Origin of the sequence: Myroides odoratimimus (assembly GCF_004337635.1) — a bacterium.
Taxonomy (GTDB): domain Bacteria; phylum Bacteroidota; class Bacteroidia; order Flavobacteriales; family Flavobacteriaceae; genus Flavobacterium; species Flavobacterium odoratimimum.
The window spans coordinates 1,423,608-1,441,063 of the sequence record NZ_CP037427.1 but is presented as its reverse complement, the minus strand read 5'-3'; the positions used below and the strand labels follow the sequence as shown (position 1 = coordinate 1,441,063).

Below are 17,456 nucleotides of genomic sequence, written 5' to 3'. Positions count from 1 at the left end.
TTTATGCTACCATTTAATACTATAATAATCATATTAGATCATAATAGTCAAGTATGTAAAAAGACTTTATACAAGCGACTACTTTTGATTTGTATTTGATATATAACTATTACCCAAAAACTAAAGACTAACACCGTTAACTGTCCACTGTGAACCGTTAACCGTAAACTAAATAAAGATGAATACAAGAAACAATGAAGAAGGCTGTTGTTTTGAGACACAAGCCATAAGAACACAGACAGAACGCTCCCAATACAATGAGCACTCTACACCACTATACCTAACCTCTAGCTTTGTCTTTGACGATGCAGAGAATATGCGTGCTGTATTTGCAGAAGAAATACAACAATACTCTTACTCTCGCTTTACTAACCCTAACCAAACAGAGCTGGTTGAGAAGATACGTTTATTCGAAAAAGCAGAAGCAGGTTTTGCCTTTGCTACAGGTATGGCGGCTGTGTACTGTAGCTTGTTCCCGTTATTAAAAACAGGTGATCACATTGTTTCTTGTTCTAATATTTTTGGTTCTACGAGAGGGTTATTCAGTAATACCTTTCCAGAGTGGGGAGTTGAGACGAGTTACTTTGACCTTAATCAAGTATACGATGTAGAGCAATTGATTCGACCAAACACTAAGATACTATTTGCAGAGAGTCCTACTAACCCAGGAGTAGATGTATTAGACTTAGCCTATCTAGGAGAGATAGCGAAGAAGCACAACCTTATTTTTATCGTTGACAATACCTTCGCTACACCCTACCTACAGAACCCTATTACCTTAGGAGCTCATATCATAGTGCACTCTGCTACGAAGTTAATTGACGGGCAAGGTAGAGCCTGTGGAGGAGTGACCGTAGGATATAAAGAATACATCCATAAGATATATCTGTTTGCCCGTACCATAGGTGCTAGTATCTCACCATTTAATGCCTGGATATTATCTAAGAGCTTAGAGACATTAGCCATACGAGTAGACAGACATTGTGAGAATGCCTTGACCATAGCCGAGTATTTAGAACAACATCCAGCAGTGGAGTTTATCAAATACCCTTTCTTGCCAAGTCATCCACAATACGAAATTGCTAAAAAACAAATGAAACAAGGGGGTAACATCATTGCCTTTGGGATTAAAGGAGGACTAGATGCTGGTAGAACATTCTTAGATGCTTTACAGTTATGTAGTCGCACTGCTAATCTAGGAGATAGTAGAACTATCGTTACCCACCCTGCTTCTACCACACATAGTAAGGTTCCTGCAGAAGAAAAAATAGCCACAGGTATTACAGACAACCTGATACGTCTATCTGTCGGTTTAGAGAATACAAAAGATATTATCCGTGACTTAGAACAAGCTTTAACTGCTGCACAGTAAAACAAGTTCAAGACACTTCAAAAAACATTGATTAAAAGAGAAAATTATGTCAACAACACTTATACATACTGATATCAGAAGCCTATTAAAACAAAGAACATTAGTACTCGATGGAGCAATGGGTACAATGCTTCAGGCTTACCGATTCTCAGAAGAAGACTTTAGAGGAGAGCGCTTTGCTGATTTTGCTCATCCTTTAAAAGGAAATAATGACTTGTTGTCTATCACTCAACCTGACGCTGTAAAAGAAGTACACAGACAATATCTTTTGGCAGGAGCTGATATTTTATCTACGAATACCTTCTCAGGAACTACCATTGCTATGGCAGACTATCACCTTGAAGATATAGTATACGAACTAAACTACCAATCGGCTAAGATAGCACGAGAAGTAGCAGACGAAGTAGAAGCTTTAGACCCTGATAGACCTCGCTATGTAGCAGGAGCTATCGGTCCGACGAATAAGACAGCGAGTTTATCTCCTGATGTAAATAATCCAGGATACCGTGCCATTACTTTTGAAGAACTGCGTATAGCGTATAAACAGCAAGCAGAAGCATTATTAGACGGTGGATGTGACTTACTATTAGTCGAGACTATATTCGACACCCTTAATGCTAAAGCAGCTTTATTCGCTATAGACGAGATACAAGCAGAACGAGGTATCGATATTCCGATTATGATTTCAGGTACGATAACTGATGCTTCGGGGCGTACCTTGTCAGGACAGACTGTTGAGGCTTTTCTGATTTCTATAGCACATATCCCTTTATTGAGTATAGGGTTTAACTGTGCTTTAGGAGCGGAGCAATTAGAGCCGTATGTAAAACAACTGAGTCAACACGCAGCAGTGAATATCTCTGCTCACCCAAATGCGGGGTTACCAAATGCCTTTGGAGAATATGACCAAACACCAACAGAGATGAAAGAACTAATCGATAGCTTCTTGAGTCAAAACTTGGTACAGATTATTGGAGGTTGTTGTGGTACTACACCAGAGCATATTAAGTTAATTGCTCAGGCAGTAGCAGAACACAGTAAAGATAGACAACCAAAGCAATTCAACCTAAAGCCTGTGCTTGCCTTATCTGGATTAGAACCACTATATGTAACTGCCGAGGCTAACTTTATCAACATAGGTGAGCGTACCAATGTTACAGGTTCTCGTAAGTTCCTGCGTCTGATTAAAGAAGAGAAATTTGACGAAGCTCTAGCTGTTGCAAGAGAACAAGTAGAGGGTGGTGCTCAGGTTATAGACATTAATATGGATGAAGGACTGTTAGACGGTGTACACTGTATGACTAACTTCCTTAATCTCATAGCCTCTGAACCAGATATTGCGAAAGTTCCTATTATGATTGATAGCTCTAAATGGGAGATTATCGAAGCAGGACTACGCGTAGTACAAGGTAAAGCGATTGTGAACTCTATCAGCCTAAAAGAGGGAGAAGAGTTATTTATCGAACACGCTAAATTAATCAAACGCTATGGAGCTGCCTCTGTAGTAATGGCATTCGACGAAAAAGGACAGGCAGATTCTTTAGAAAGACGTATAGAGATCTGCCAACGTTCTTATGATATATTAGTCAACCAAGTGAACTTCGCACCTCAGGACATCATCTTTGACCCTAACATATTTCCTGTTGCGACAGGAATGGAAGAGCACAACAACAATGCTTTGGACTTCTTTAATGCCACCAAATGGATTAGAGAGAACCTTCCTTACGCCAATGTAAGTGGTGGTGTAAGTAATGTTTCTTTCTCGTTTAGAGGGAATAATAAAGTACGTGAAGCGATGCATGCAGCCTTCTTATACCATGCAATACAGCACGGTATGAATATGGGTATAGTGAATCCTGAGATGTTAGAAGTGTACGATGAGGTAGACAAAGATCTAATGGAACACGTAGAAGACGTGTTGCTAAATAGACGTGATGATGCGACTGAACGCCTATTAGACTTTGCTGAAAGTATTAAAAATGAAAGTGCTATTCAATCAACCGAAATCAAAGTAGAAGAATGGCGTTCAGGTAGTATCCAAGACCGACTAACACATGCATTAGTAAAAGGAATAGAGACTTATGTCATAGAAGATACAGAAGAAGCTCGTCTAAGCGTACCTCAACCTATCCAAGTCATTGAACAATACCTAATGAATGGAATGAATGTAGTCGGTGACCTATTCGGAGCAGGTAAGATGTTCTTACCACAAGTAGTAAAGTCTGCACGTGTGATGAAGAAGGCTGTAGCCTATCTACTTCCGTTTATTGAAGAAAGTAAAAAACAGAATGCAGAAGCCTCTGTAGGTAATGCTGGTAAGATACTTATGGCTACTGTGAGAGGAGATGTACACGACATCGGTAAGAATATTGTAGCTGTGGTATTGGCTTGTAATAACTATGAGATTATAGACCTTGGGGTAATGGTTCCACCTGAGAAGATTATTGAAACAGCTATTAAAGAACAAGTGGATATCATTGGGCTAAGTGGTTTAATCACACCTTCTTTAGACGAGATGGTACACTTAGCTAAAGAATTAGACAAGGTCAATAGCAATATTCCAATCATGATTGGTGGAGCAACTACTTCACGTGTTCATACAGCCGTGAAGATAGCACCAGAGTACAAGAATTGTGTTGTACATGTACACGATGCCTCACGTTCAGTTACCATTGCTAATCAGTTATTACAAAAAGAAATTGAAGCAACATTTAAAGATAACATCAGAGAAGAATATGATCAGCTAAGACGCGATTACTTAGGTAGAGCAAGAGACAAAAGCTATATCACAATAGAACAAGCAAGAGCTAACAAAGTCAAGATAGAATGGGATGCTAAAGACATTGTTAAACCCAACTTTATCGGTACGAAAACCGTAACAGTAGAGTTAGACGAATTATTGCCATTTATAGATTGGGCACCGTTCTTCCGTTCTTGGCAGTTGTATGGTAAGTTCCCTCAGATATTAACAGATGAGGTAGTCGGGCAGACAGCTACACAAGTATATGATGATGCCTTGATTATGTTAGACAAGATTATTAATGAACGTTGGTTCGAAGCACGAGGTGTCTTAGGTATTTTCCCTGCAAATCAAGTTAATGATGATGATATCGAAGTGTACAATGAACAAGGAGAAACATTAGATAAGTTATTAACACTGCGTCAACAATCATTAAAGAATATCAAGGCTCCGAATATTGCCTTAGCGGACTTTGTTGCTCCAAAAGAAAGTGGATTAGAAGACTACATTGGTTTATTCGCAGTCTCAACAGGTTTTGGAGTAGATGAAATAGCAAAAGAATACGAAGACGACCTTGATGACTATAACGCTATTATGGTGAAGGCATTAGCAGATCGTTTAGTAGAAGCCTTTGCAGAATATCTACACCATCGTGTCCGCAAAGAAATATGGGGATATGCTTCTGCAGAACGCCTTAGTAATGAAGAACTGATAAAAGAAGCATATCAAGGTATCAGACCAGCACCAGGATATCCTGCTTGTCCTGATCATTTAGAAAAAGGTACAATATGGAAACTCCTACAAGTCGAAGAACGAATAGGTGTTAGTCTAACAGAAAGTTATGCGATGTTCCCTGCTGCTGCAGTATCTGGTTACTACTTCGCCCACCCACAGAGTAGATACTTTGGGTTAGGTAAGATAGAACAAGATCAATTAGAAGATTATGCCAATAGAAGAAATATATCAATAGAAGAAGCTGAACGTTGGTTATCTCCCAACTTAGCACAAAATAATAAATTAACGACGAACGAATCATGAAAGTAACAGAACATATCCAAAAAGCAAACGGTAAAACACAATTCTCTTTTGAGATATTACCTCCCTTAAAAGGGCAAAATATTCAAGGAATATTTGACTCTATCGAACCGCTAATGGAGTTTGATCCTCCTTTCATAGACGTAACGTATCATCGAGAAGAATATGAGTACAAAGAAGCAGGCAACGGACTGTGGGAAAAAAGAACAGTTAGAAAAAGACCAGGAACTGTCGGCATTTGTTCGGCTATCCAAAATAGATTCAAGTTGGACGCCATACCGCACATCTTATGTGGAGGATTCACCAAAGAAGACACCGAAAACTTCCTCATAGACCTTGATTTCTTAGGTATTGATAATGTTGTAGCCCTTAGAGGTGATGCTGTAAAGAACGAAACTTACTTTAAGCCTGAACCCAAAGGAAATAAGTATGCCTCTGACCTAGTTACCCAAATAAGTGAGCTTAACCAAGGTATCTATTTAGACCCAGAACTTGAGAATACCAGTAAGACTGACTTCTGTGTTGGAGTAGCAGGTTACCCTGAGAAACACATGGAAGCACCTAACTTTGACACAGATCTTAAATACCTAAAGCAGAAGATAGACAATGGAGCAGAATACATTGTTACACAGATGTTTTTTGACAACAGTAAGTTCTTTGCCTTTGTAGATAAATGTAGATCAATTGGTATTGATGTGCCGATTATCCCAGGACTAAAGCCTTTAGCTACCTTAAGCCAACTCAATCTATTACCTCAACGTTTTAAAGTTGACTTACCAGATGATTTGGTTGCTGAGGTACTCAAAGCAAAAGACAATGCTGCCATCCGCGAAATCGGTATCGAATGGTGTGCCCAGCAGTCAAGAGAATTGATAGAAGCAGGAACCCCTATAGTACATTACTACTCAATGGGTAAATCTGACAATATCAAGAACATCATTAAGCTTGCAACAGTTTAGAGAACAGGGAGCGGTTGACCACTTGTAGACCGCAAACTAATAAGCTCGTTATTTATAATTTTTTGGTTGTGATAAACCTCTTGTCTTAAAGCAAGAGGTTTTATGTTTTATACAAATCATAACTCCACCACAAACATCTACCACCAATGCAACACAATAAAACTCACACATACAGCTCCACAACATACATAAAGTAAAGACGCATATCTTGCGTGTCAAACACAGTAACCACAACAAACATCTACCACCAATGCTGAACAATAAAACTTACACATACAGCTCCACAACATACATAAAGTAGAGACGCATATCTTGCGTGTCAAACACAGTAACCACAATAAACATCTACCACCAATACTACACAATAAACATTACACATACAGCTCCACAACACACATAAAGTAGAGACGCATATCTTGCGTGTCAAAAACAATAACCACAATACATTGAACCGTAAACAATATTTCAAAGAACATCCTCTAAGTGAACTTAAAAGGTAACTGATACACTATCAATCACCCTCCAAAAGTACTTCTCTTATCAAATGCTCTTTTTAATACTGACTATTCTGACTATGAATGATATCATTTAATCACTTTTAGTAGCAGAAAGTGGGACACTGTAGCTAATAGGACAATATAAAACATTCTTAATTGTCCATTCCCAATTAAACTCCTCCCTATAATCAGTGATTTAAAACAATATTTTTAACCTCTAATAGGTTATATATTAAACCATCTATTACATTTGTTAATGTAAAACAATAACTATGAAAAAGACACTCAAACTATTAACCCTAATGTTATTCATAGCATTAGCCTCTTGCTCTAAATCAGCAGAATACGGAGAAATCTCTGCTGTTGCTTTAGAAGATATCAGCACAACAGATGCGGCTGCAGAAACTACTGCCGAAGCACCACAATCCACAGATTCTACTCAAGATATCACTGTACCTGAGCGTATGATAGTCAAAGAAGGGAATATACGTTTCGAAACTTCTAATGCACAAGAAACTCGAGCTAATATCGTAGCAAGTAGTAAAAAACTCAACGGATATCTATCACAAGACACATCAAATGTCTATGGCAATCGCACTGAACATACCATTGTGATTCGCGTACCAGCAAAGAACTTCGAAACCTTGTTAGAAGGAGTTACACAGACTGCCACTAAAGTAGACAGCAAAAATATCAATGCCTTAGATGTAACCGAAGAGTTCATCGATATAGAAGCGAGAATCAAGACGAAAAAAGAAATAGAAGAACGCTATAAAGAATTACTTAAACGCGCTAACACGATAGATGATATTCTAAGAATAGAAAGAGAACTAGGGGCTCTACGTGCGGATATTGAGTCATTCGAAGGACGACTAAAGTACCTAAAGAGTAGAATATCGCTAAGTACTCTTACGGTAACTTTCTATGAAAAAGGAGAATCAACAACAGGCTTTGGACACGAAATATCATCTGCCTTTGGTTCTGGATGGAGTAATCTATTATCATTCGTAATAGGGCTATTCTATATCTGGCCATTTATCCTAATCTCAATTGGATTAATCTTTATCATCAGACGTATCAGAAAACGCAGAAAACAGAATAAAATAAACTAATATAAAGCAAAAGCCCTACCATTATAGTAGGGCTTTTTATATTAATTGTGTATCTACCTGCTTTATGTGACACGCAAAATCTTGCGTCTCTACAGTAAAATCCTACTTATACCTAATGTCGCAGGTAAAAACCATAAACTATGAACCGTAAACCATACCTAATTCTAAATTCCTAATTCCTCATTAGAAATCTCCTCCTTCATCTCTAACAGATTCAACTCTCCATCGTATAATGCATGAAACACAAAAGGCTTATTCTCTAAGATGTATTTATAAATAAACCAATCTGTCTTCGGAGTAGGTACATTTAGCAAGTCCTCATACGCTATCCACTCTAAAGTTCCCTCGTTACACTCAGGAGGAGTGACAGCATCGATATCTGCTACGTACACATAGCTTAGCCAATTATACTTCACAGGAGAAGTCTCTGTCAGTATTCCGCAGAACTTCACCTTATCTACTCTTATCCCTGTCTCTTCAAATGTCTCACGGATCACCCCCTCTTCAGGAGTTTCGAAAGGTTCTATCTTACCTCCCACAGGAGTATACGTATCTTTATTGGGTTCTTTTAAACGCTTTAGAAGCATAAAGTTATTCCCATTTCTCAACACACACAGTGTTGCTATTCTTTTTATTCCTAACGGAACAGCAGTTGTACTCATCCTATTGCTCGTTTAATAATTCTTGAAAGCGTTCTACGAATTGACTAACGTGATATCCATCCATCAGTGCATGGTGTCCATGTATAGATACTGCCATGCGCTTACGACCATTCTCCTCCATTACTTTCCCAAAAGAAATCTTAGGACAACTATCTGGGAAGTCAAAATTACGTGCATGACTCATACTCGTAAAGTCTAGCCATGGCAAAGCTGAGATATGTAATACATTCTCACTATTCGACGCAGGTAATAATGAAGTTGACTGCTGTACACTCTCTATTTCACTTTTTGCCTCTGCGAAGAAAGTCTGTTTATCAGCATAATAATTCATATAGGCAAACCCAAAAGTTCCATTAGGTCTATTGATGGTAGGTGATGCGTGCACCTCATCATACAGATATACCTCGTTATCCACTATTCTATATCTAAACGCCTCTACCTCATTAGCTGCTCTAAGTGCATCATATAGATAAGTAAGGAAGAAAGAATCCTCATTCGCTTTAGCTCTATTATACACCGTAGTACAATCTACTTGTACTGTAATACCAAAAAAAGGTTCTGTAAACTGTTTAAAAAAAGCATATTGCTCCCCTCTCTCCCATTGAGTGGTATCAATCTTAGTTCTCATTTTGTTGTGTTGTTTTATTCACAGCGAAAATATACGTAATCTTCTTGATGGTAAAAGACTTTTGTCCTAGACTAACGTATACACCTTCGTTTACTCCTATTTCATCAACGCTCTTAACTGCTCTTCAAAATCCTCTCCTTGCATTCCTTCAAATCTCATCACTAGTTTTCCATCCAAATTAAACAACCAATAATCAGGTGTACTATTATTTCTATACATTGCTAGAACAGGACTTAGTCTCCCCTCTTTATTACTTAATAAAATACCCTTATTACCTTTAAATTCTGAGTAATATTTAAACTTATCTTTCTGATCATGTCCTGCGTAATATGTGATATGTACAAGCTTATCCTTCAAGTTATCAGCTATCTGAGCTGTCTTAGGAGCTGCCTTTTCACAATAACCACAGTGGTAAGTCGAAAAATCTAACAATACATACTTCCCCTTAAAGTAATCACTAAGCTTTACTTGCTTAGTTTGCATATCTTCAGCATAAAAATCATAATACTTAGCCCCAACTTCCAGAGGCTTATGATCTATAAATATCTTAAGCATCTGTACTTCTTTAGTATCATAATACTTAGGGTCTATAAGAGCATATAGCTCGTTTAAATAATCAGATGAATAATCTCTAGCCTGGTATTGTAGTAGGTATCGAGCATAAGCTGTATTAATATTCTTTTTTATAAAAGCATTATTTTGTTTGTTAATAAGATTTGACAACTTCTTAATCTTACCTAGAGGTTCTTCATCACTTAGATACACCTTCGCTACACTATCCTTATCTTTCCCTTCTTCTAGAAGACGATAATACTCTTTGATATAAACACTTCGTTCTTCTACTAACTGCTTATTAACTAACATATTTTCATATCTCAGACTGTCATTCACAGAATTTATCGCTCTAAGATTACCCGAAAAATCATTTATAGAGCCATGAATAGTTACAGACTCATTTCCTAAAAAGAAGAAGGTACTCTTTGTCTCTTTTCCTACATAAGCATCTAATCTCACATAATTAGGAACATCTTCTAGTACCATAGATACATCTACCTTACCATTCATTAGACTAAACTCTTGTTCTTGTCCACCACTAGATAACTTCATCTTTACCTCATTGCTTATTCCTTCCAGTTTTCCTGTTATATGTAGCTTCTCCTGTCCTAATACTCCTATAGAACACAGCATTAAAAGCATATAGAATATCTTATATTTCATAATTCACAAATTAATTAGAGCTAAGTAACAGCAATATAACTAATTAAAATACAACTAAATATCAACATTCAAATAAATATAGATACGCTCTTATTTCATCAACGCTCTCAACTGCTCTTCAAAATCCTCTCCTTGCATTCCTAAGAAATCTTTTACTAACTTTCCTTTAGTGTCAAAGAGCATATAATGTGGTGTCCCATTCTGTCTATACATACCGAGATTAGGCTCTAAACGTCCTCCATTATTCCAAATTAAGTTCCCTCTATCCTTCTTTAATTTGTAATAATCATGAAGGCCTTCTATATCATGGTCTACATAATAGGTAACGTATGTTAACTGATCTTTTAACTCTTCTGCTATTTGAGCTGTTTTAGGAGCTGCCTCTTGACAATATCCACAATGCAATGTAGAAAAGTCTAACAACACGTATTTACCCTTAAAGTAATCGCTAAATCTCACTTGCTTTTGATTGATATCTTTAGCTATAAAATCATAATACTTATCTCCTTCTTCTAGTGTATTACTATCTGCTATAGAGTAGACAAATCGAACTTCTTCAGTATTCTTATACTTCGGATCTATTAAAGGTGCTATCTCTCTAATCTCTTCAGGAGTAAACTGACTCAAACAATACCTCAATGAATAACGCCCATAATCTGTATTGATATTATCCTTTATAAAGTCAGCCGACTTCTGCTCTATCTCCCTTATGATTTTCGTTATCTTTCCTAGAGGTTCTACATTATTCATATACATTTTATACACGCTGTCACGGATAGCTCCCTCTTCTATCATAGTACGAGCTTCAGCACTTAGGATCTCTATCTTATCATTTAACTCTTTTGTCAATAAATGCTCTTGATATCTTAGCTCATCATATTTAGAATTCTCTGCTTTTATATTATTAGGAAAATCCTCTATAGAGCCGTTAAGTACAATAGCTTCATTACCTACAAAAAAAGTAGTATACTTCTGTTTACCTTCGTGTTCTACCATCATAAAGACTAATGTAGGTACAACTGTCAACTCCATTTCTACATCTAGTACTCCATCTTTTAATTGAAAGACAACCTTCTTAAAATTATTTTCTAATGTAAGCTTAGCTTCATTAGGTATTCCTGTAATCTTACCTGTTATGTGTAGTTTGTCTTGCGCCATTATTCCTATAGAAAAGAATAATGCGATTAACATCATTAGTTTATTAGTCATTGTTTAAATAATTAGGTTGGTAAATACAGATAGATACTACTGTCTCTTTTTTATTATTACTGTCTTAAGATGTCAATAATCACAAATTCTACACAATAAGATTAATCTTACTTCTCTATCTCTTCTAATATAATTGTCTTTAGGTCTGTATTAGCCCCATTAACTTCTTTTACCAACTTCCCTTCTGGGTTAAACAAAAGATAAGTAGGTGTCATCATATTTCGGTACATAGCCATAGCAGGATGGAGATAACCTTCTTTATTCCAAATTATGTTTCCTTTCTTTCCTTTTAACTCATAATACTCTTCAGCTTCTTTCAGATTATCACCTGTGTGATAAGTCACATACATTACTTTATCCTTTAACTCTTCTGCTATCAAAGCGGTCTTGGGAGCTGCCTTGCCACAAAACCAACAGTGAACATTAGAGAAATCTAATAGGACATACTTACCATTATAATAGTCACTGAACCTAACTTCCTTATTTTTCAAATCTAATGCGGTAAAGTCATAATATATATCTCCTACTTCTAACTGTTTAGAATCACATAAAGCCTTTAAAAACCTAATCTCACTTCTATCCATATTTATAGGATCCACTAAGCTATACAAAGTCTTAAACTGTTCTTCAGTAAATTGATCTACATAAAACCTAATTAAATGTCTACCATAATCAGTATTAATGTGCTTTTTCAGAAACTCGTACTGGCGCACAGCCACCTCTTTTCTAATAGTTTCTAGTTCCGCTTTATATTTTATAAATATGCTATCAGGCTTAGCCCCTTCCTTTATCTCTTTTTCTATGACCTTGTTAATATCATTGCGCTTCTTCTCAAGATCTTTAGTCAATACATAATTCTCATATCTTAATCCATCATACTTCGAGTTTTTAGCAACTACCTCATTAGGAAAATCATCAATAGAAGCATCGATAGTCACAGATTCGTTACCTAAAAAAAAATAAGTGTACTTGATATCATTGTCATAATACACAGTTATAGATACAGAAGCAGGTGCTTCTTTTAGATCAACCTCTACATCTATCACACCATCCTTTAGATAGAACTCTTTTTCTTTCTCTCCTCCTGAGATACTAAGTTTAGTCTTATTATCTATCCCCGTAATCTTACCTGTTACGTGTAGTTTATCTTGAGCCATTATTCCTATAGAGAAGAATAATGCGATTAATATCATTACTTTATTCATCATAGCTTACTATTTAATCTCTACAAGATAGGTAATTCAACTTATACAGAACAATATTATTCAAAGAATAACCTTCTCCCTCTTTATGATTTCAAATATCCCTGCCCCCTTATGGAGATAATGACCTCATTAGCTCTTTTTGCACAGATATGCACTTTCTTATTGCACATAGACATCTGTGATTCAAAACTTTAAGCTTATTCCATTTATTTTTATTCGGAAGCTATTCGGTAACACCCAGTATTTACTTGGGATAAGAGGTAGTTTACCGAACTGTATTCAGGTTGTACCCGAACCATCTACTATAGATTAAGATAGAAATAAAGCATTATTTGTATAAAAACGACGTGTATTTGAATTTTTATATTCTCTTTTAGAGGTAAAAATTGGTCAATTCGAAATAATGTCTATTTTTGTTATACAACCACAAAAAACGATATTGATATATGAGACCAGATTTATTTCAGGCACCTGATTATTACTTATTAGACGACTTGTTAAGTAATGAACACAAGTTAATTAGAGATACAGCGAGAGCATGGGTGAAGAAAGAAGTTTCTCCTATTATAGAAGACTTCGCTCAACGTGCAGAATTTCCAAAACAATTAATACCAGGGTTAGCCGAGATAGGTGGATTCGGTCCTTATATCCCTACAGAATATGGAGGAGCAGGATTAGACCAAATTTCGTATGGACTAATCATGCAGGAGATCGAGAGAGGAGATTCTGGTATTCGTTCTACCTCATCAGTACAGTCTTCACTAGTGATGTACCCTATCTGGAAGTATGGTAATGAGGAGCAACGCATGAAGTACCTACCTAAGTTAGCGACGGGAGAGTATATCGGATGCTTTGGATTAACAGAGCCAGATCACGGTTCTAACCCAGGTGGGATGCTGACTAACTTTAAAGATATGGGAGACCACTACCTGCTAAATGGGGCTAAAATGTGGATCTCTAATGCTCCATTCGCAGACATCGCTGTAGTATGGGCTAAGAATGAAGAAGGGCGTATACACGGGCTGATCGTAGAGCGTGGTATGGAAGGCTTCACTACTCCAGAGACACATAATAAGTGGTCACTGAGAGCTTCGGCTACAGGGGAGTTAATATTCGATAATGTCAAAGTACCTAAAGCTAACTTATTGCCAAACAAATCAGGATTAGGAGCGCCTCTAGGCTGTCTAGATTCTGCTAGATATGGTATCGCATGGGGAGCTATCGGAGCTGCTATGGACTGCTATGACACAGCACTTCGCTACTCGAAAGAGCGCATACAGTTCGACAAACCTATCGGTGCGACTCAGTTACAACAAAAGAAATTAGCAGAGATGATCACAGAGATCACTAAAGCACAGTTGTTAACTTGGAGATTAGGCGTACTGAGAGACGAAGGAAGAGCTACTTCTGCACAGATCTCTATGGCTAAACGAAACAATGTGGCTATGGCATTAGACATCGCACGTGATGCGCGTCAGATGTTGGGAGGTATGGGTATCACAGGAGAATACTCTATCATGCGCCACATGATGAACTTAGAATCTGTAGTGACCTATGAGGGGACACATGATATCCACTTGTTAATAACAGGTATGGATGTGACAGGATTCCCTGCATTTAAGTAATAAATATCTTTATAGATAAACTTTATACAAAGAGCTTCGCCTTTCGGTGAAGCTTTTTTACTTTTGTACTAAATTTTAGAAGATATGACTATTCAAGAAATCAATGCACAGATAGCTGAAGAAAGAAATGCGTTACTTCAACACCCTCTTTATAATAAAATAAAGACTATCCCTCACTTATGTACATTTATGGAAGGGCATGTATATGCGGTATGGGATTTTATGTCATTGCTTAAAGCGTTACAACAACAATTGACTTGTACTACGACTCCTTGGTTTGCCTCAGAGTTTCCACAGACACGCTATTTGATCAACGAGATTGTACTAGCAGAAGAGTCAGACCTAGCCTATGATGGACAGCGTCTGAGCCACTTCGAGATGTACTTAGATGCGATGATAACGGCTAAAGCAGATACTACTGCTATCGAAGCACTTATCCGCACTCTTAAGTCTGGTACACCTATCTTCGAAGCGATAGCACAGACAGACTTAGATGAAGGGGTAAAAGAGTTTTTAAACTTTACATTCAAGACTATCGAAGGAGGTAAAGCACATGAGATCGCAGCAGCCTTCACATTTGGTCGCGAAGATTTGATACCAGATATGTTTACCGAAATCTTAAAAGGTTTTCAACAAAACTTCCCTGAGACAGACTTGACAAAGCTAGTGTATTACTTCGAACGTCATATCGAACTAGATGGAGATGAGCATGGTCCGATGGCGATGAAGATGATCTCTGAGCTATGTGGAGATGATCAACAGAAATGGCAAGATGTCATCGCAATCTCTAAACAGGCACTAATAAAACGTTATAACTTGTGGAATTCTATCGAAAAATTTATAAAAACCAAGTAAGTTTAACGTTTACAAAACACTAATTTCTCATTAATTTACATATATTTACACAAAAGCATTAAAAACATGAAATTGAAAGGTAAAAACGCAATTATCACCGGAGGTGGAAGAGGATTAGGTAAAGCTACTGCTATTGCTTTCGCTCAAGAAGGGATAAACGTTGCTATTACTGGTAGAAACGAGAAAACATTACAAGCTACTGTTACAGAGTTAGAAGCATTAGGAGTGAAAGCTACTTATGCCGTATTCGATGTGACTGATAAAGCAAAAGTAAAAGCTGAAATAGCTAAATTAATAGAAACATTAGGAGGAGTAGATATATTAGTGAACAATGCTGGTATATCAGAATTCGGAAAATTCACAGATATGTCTGCTGAGCGTTGGGAAGAGATCTTACTTACTAACGTGATGGGAGTGTATAATGTGACTAGAGAAGTACTACCTCACTTAATAGATCAGAATGAAGGAGATATCTTCAACGTAGCTTCTACAGCTGGTCTTAACGGAAATGCAACTACGTCTGCATACTCTGCGTCTAAATTTGCAGTGATCGGGATGTCTGAATCACTAATGAAGGAAGTGCGTAAAAACAACATTAGAGTATGTACGCTAACGCCAAGTACTATCGCATCAGATATGTCTATAGAATTAGGGCTTACAGATGGTAACCCTGATCATATCTTACAGCCAGAGGACTTCGCAGAGCTTATCGTAGCTACATTGAGATTACCAAGAAGAGCCATGGTTAAAACAGCATCGCTGTGGACAACTAATCCTCAATAAATTAGAAGGAGAGGTTTGACTCCTATTCTTTCTTATTACTTATTATGATTACAACCTAAACTCGCTATTTTGGCGAGTTTTTTATTGTATTAATTTTTTATTTAGCAACCGTTTTTTTATTTACTTTTGCGCCGATTTATATACATTATTTCGTCATGATACGAAAAATAATACGCTTCTTTTTAAAGCTAGCACTTCTCTTTTTTGGACTGAGTATTTTCTCAGTACTAGTCTTTCGTTTTGTCCCTGTACCTTATACCCCACTGATGTTTATCAGACTGTATGAACAGGTCAAAGACGGCAAACCAATGACACTACAACATAAATGGGTACCTCTAGACGACATCAATGTCAATCTACAGAAGGCAGTGATCGCTAGTGAGGATGGACACTTCTTGACGCATAATGGTTTTGATTTTAAAGCCATAGAGAAAGCAATGAAGAACAATGAAAAAGGCAAAAAGATCAAAGGCGGTAGCACCATCTCACAACAGACTGCTAAGAATGTGTTCTTATGGCCAGGGCGTAGTTATATCCGCAAAGGCTTTGAAGCGTACTTCACTGTACTGATAGAGTTCTTATGGCCTAAGGAGAGAATCCTAGAAGTCTATCTAAATAGTATAGAGATGGGTGATGGTGTCTATGGAGCACAGGCTGCGGCAAAGCATTGGTATAATAAAGATGCAAAGAGCTTAACTGCTAATCAAGCAGCAGGTATTGCGGTCATCCTACCGAGTCCGAGACGATATAAAGCCAATAACTCTGGACCATATATCGCGAAAAGAAAGAATACAATCACACGTTATGTGAACAACTTCGGTCCTCTCGATTTTAATAAGAAAGGAGCTAATAAAACAGAGAATAAAAAGAAGTAATCCTATTTTAACTATTTAAATTACAGTATTAACATAGTTTTTTTATAACTTTGTTAGGAACTAAAATAAATTCCTATGAAAAAAGTATTGTTATCATTCGCAGTAGTTGGATTATTATTCGCTACTTCATGTAAAGACACAAAAGCTGAAGAAACAACTCCAGCTGTAGAAAACACAGAAGCTACAACAGAAGAATCAGCTGCTGTATCAGAATTTGAAAAAGCTAAAACTGAAGCTGAAACAAAATTAGCTGATGCTAAGAAAGCAGTAGAAGAAGCTGTTAAAAAAGGAGACAAAAAAGCTCAAGAAGAAGCTAACAAAGCTTTAGAAGCTGCACAAAAAACTTGGGATGATGCTAAAGCTAAATTCGAAGAAGTAAGCAAAAAAGCTGGTGATGCAGTAGAAAACGCTAAAGATGCTACTGAAGAAAAAGTAGAAGAAGTAAAAGACGCTACTGAGAAAAAAGTAGAAGAAGTGAAAGAAGCTACTGAAAAGAAAGCTGATGAAGTAAAAGGTGCGATGAAAGACGCAGCTGACAAACTAAAAAAATAGTATTTATAGAATACGGAAAGGAGCTCATGACGAGCTCCTTTTTTTGTTTACTCTTATAAGGATACTATAAATTTTATAGATATTTTTAATATCTTCATAAATATAAACAATTACGTATCAATGACATTG

14 protein-coding genes are annotated in these 17,456 nt (G+C 36.9%); 9 read left to right on the top strand and 5 right to left on the bottom strand.

The annotated features are described in order from the left end of the window. The first annotated feature begins 178 nt into the window (after window positions 1-178). From E0Z07_RS06625 to E0Z07_RS06610, 4 genes are all read left to right on the top strand, one after another. The gene (locus E0Z07_RS06625; RefSeq protein ID WP_131540494.1) at window positions 179-1,372 is read left to right on the top strand and encodes a trans-sulfuration enzyme family protein; all 1,194 of its coding nucleotides are present in this window, start codon (window positions 179-181) and stop codon (window positions 1,370-1,372) included. Between the two features lie 46 nt (window positions 1,373-1,418). Further along, window positions 1,419-5,150 (top strand): methionine synthase, encoded by a 3,732-nt coding sequence (gene metH / locus E0Z07_RS06620; protein ID WP_131540493.1) that lies wholly within the window; start codon window positions 1,419-1,421, stop codon window positions 5,148-5,150. Next, window positions 5,147-6,106, top strand: coding sequence for a methylenetetrahydrofolate reductase [NAD(P)H] (gene metF / locus E0Z07_RS06615; protein ID WP_006257609.1), 960 nt, complete (start codon window positions 5,147-5,149; stop codon window positions 6,104-6,106). The genes metH and metF overlap by 4 nt, the downstream gene beginning before the upstream one ends. Window positions 6,107-6,875: 769 nt before the next feature. After that, window positions 6,876-7,715, top strand: a complete 840-nt coding sequence (locus tag E0Z07_RS06610) for a DUF4349 domain-containing protein (protein WP_006257610.1) — start codon at window positions 6,876-6,878, stop codon at window positions 7,713-7,715. Window positions 7,716-7,879: 164 nt separating this feature from the next. Here E0Z07_RS06610 and E0Z07_RS06605 read toward each other — a convergent pair whose 3' ends face one another. The 5 genes from E0Z07_RS06605 to E0Z07_RS06585 all read right to left on the bottom strand — a co-directional run bounded on the left by E0Z07_RS06605 (window position 7,880) and on the right by E0Z07_RS06585 (window position 12,637). Then, window positions 7,880-8,377, bottom strand: a complete 498-nt coding sequence (locus E0Z07_RS06605; RefSeq protein WP_006257611.1) for an NUDIX hydrolase — start codon at window positions 8,375-8,377, stop codon at window positions 7,880-7,882. A 1-nt stretch (window position 8,378) separates the two neighbouring features. Continuing rightward, the gene (locus E0Z07_RS06600; RefSeq protein WP_006257612.1) at window positions 8,379-9,005 is read right to left on the bottom strand and encodes a chloramphenicol acetyltransferase; all 627 of its coding nucleotides are present in this window, start codon (window positions 9,003-9,005) and stop codon (window positions 8,379-8,381) included. 96 nt (window positions 9,006-9,101) lie between these two features. Next, window positions 9,102-10,223, bottom strand: coding sequence for a TlpA family protein disulfide reductase (locus E0Z07_RS06595; protein ID WP_006257613.1), 1,122 nt, complete (start codon window positions 10,221-10,223; stop codon window positions 9,102-9,104). A gap of 90 nt (window positions 10,224-10,313) precedes the next feature. Further along, complete coding sequence (locus tag E0Z07_RS06590) at window positions 10,314-11,432, bottom strand: TlpA family protein disulfide reductase (RefSeq protein ID WP_006257614.1); 1,119 nt, start codon at window positions 11,430-11,432, stop codon at window positions 10,314-10,316. 107 nt (window positions 11,433-11,539) lie between these two features. Then, a complete protein-coding gene (locus tag E0Z07_RS06585; RefSeq protein WP_006257616.1) occupies window positions 11,540-12,637 on the bottom strand; it encodes a TlpA family protein disulfide reductase in 1,098 nt (365 codons plus the stop codon). 446 nt (window positions 12,638-13,083) lie between these two features. Here E0Z07_RS06585 and E0Z07_RS06580 point away from each other — a divergent pair, with 446 nt between their 5' ends. The 5 genes from E0Z07_RS06580 (at window position 13,084) to E0Z07_RS06560 (ending at window position 17,327) form a co-directional block, all read left to right on the top strand. Next, on the top strand, window positions 13,084-14,262 hold the full coding sequence (locus tag E0Z07_RS06580; RefSeq protein ID WP_006257617.1) for an acyl-CoA dehydrogenase family protein: 1,179 nt from the start codon (window positions 13,084-13,086) through the stop codon (window positions 14,260-14,262). Between the two features lie 84 nt (window positions 14,263-14,346). After that, window positions 14,347-15,117 (top strand): DUF3050 domain-containing protein, encoded by a 771-nt coding sequence (locus E0Z07_RS06575; protein WP_006257618.1) that lies wholly within the window; start codon window positions 14,347-14,349, stop codon window positions 15,115-15,117. 66 nt (window positions 15,118-15,183) lie between these two features. Then, on the top strand, window positions 15,184-15,900 hold the full coding sequence (locus E0Z07_RS06570) for a 3-ketoacyl-ACP reductase (protein WP_006257619.1): 717 nt from the start codon (window positions 15,184-15,186) through the stop codon (window positions 15,898-15,900). A gap of 155 nt (window positions 15,901-16,055) precedes the next feature. Then, window positions 16,056-16,775 carry a monofunctional biosynthetic peptidoglycan transglycosylase gene (gene mtgA / locus E0Z07_RS06565; RefSeq protein ID WP_006257620.1) on the top strand — a complete coding sequence of 240 codons (720 nt, stop codon included), beginning with the start codon at window positions 16,056-16,058 and terminating at the stop codon, window positions 16,773-16,775. 75 nt (window positions 16,776-16,850) lie between these two features. Further along, window positions 16,851-17,327, top strand: coding sequence for a hypothetical protein (locus E0Z07_RS06560; RefSeq protein ID WP_006257621.1), 477 nt, complete (start codon window positions 16,851-16,853; stop codon window positions 17,325-17,327). The last annotated feature ends 129 nt before the right edge of the window (window positions 17,328-17,456 follow it).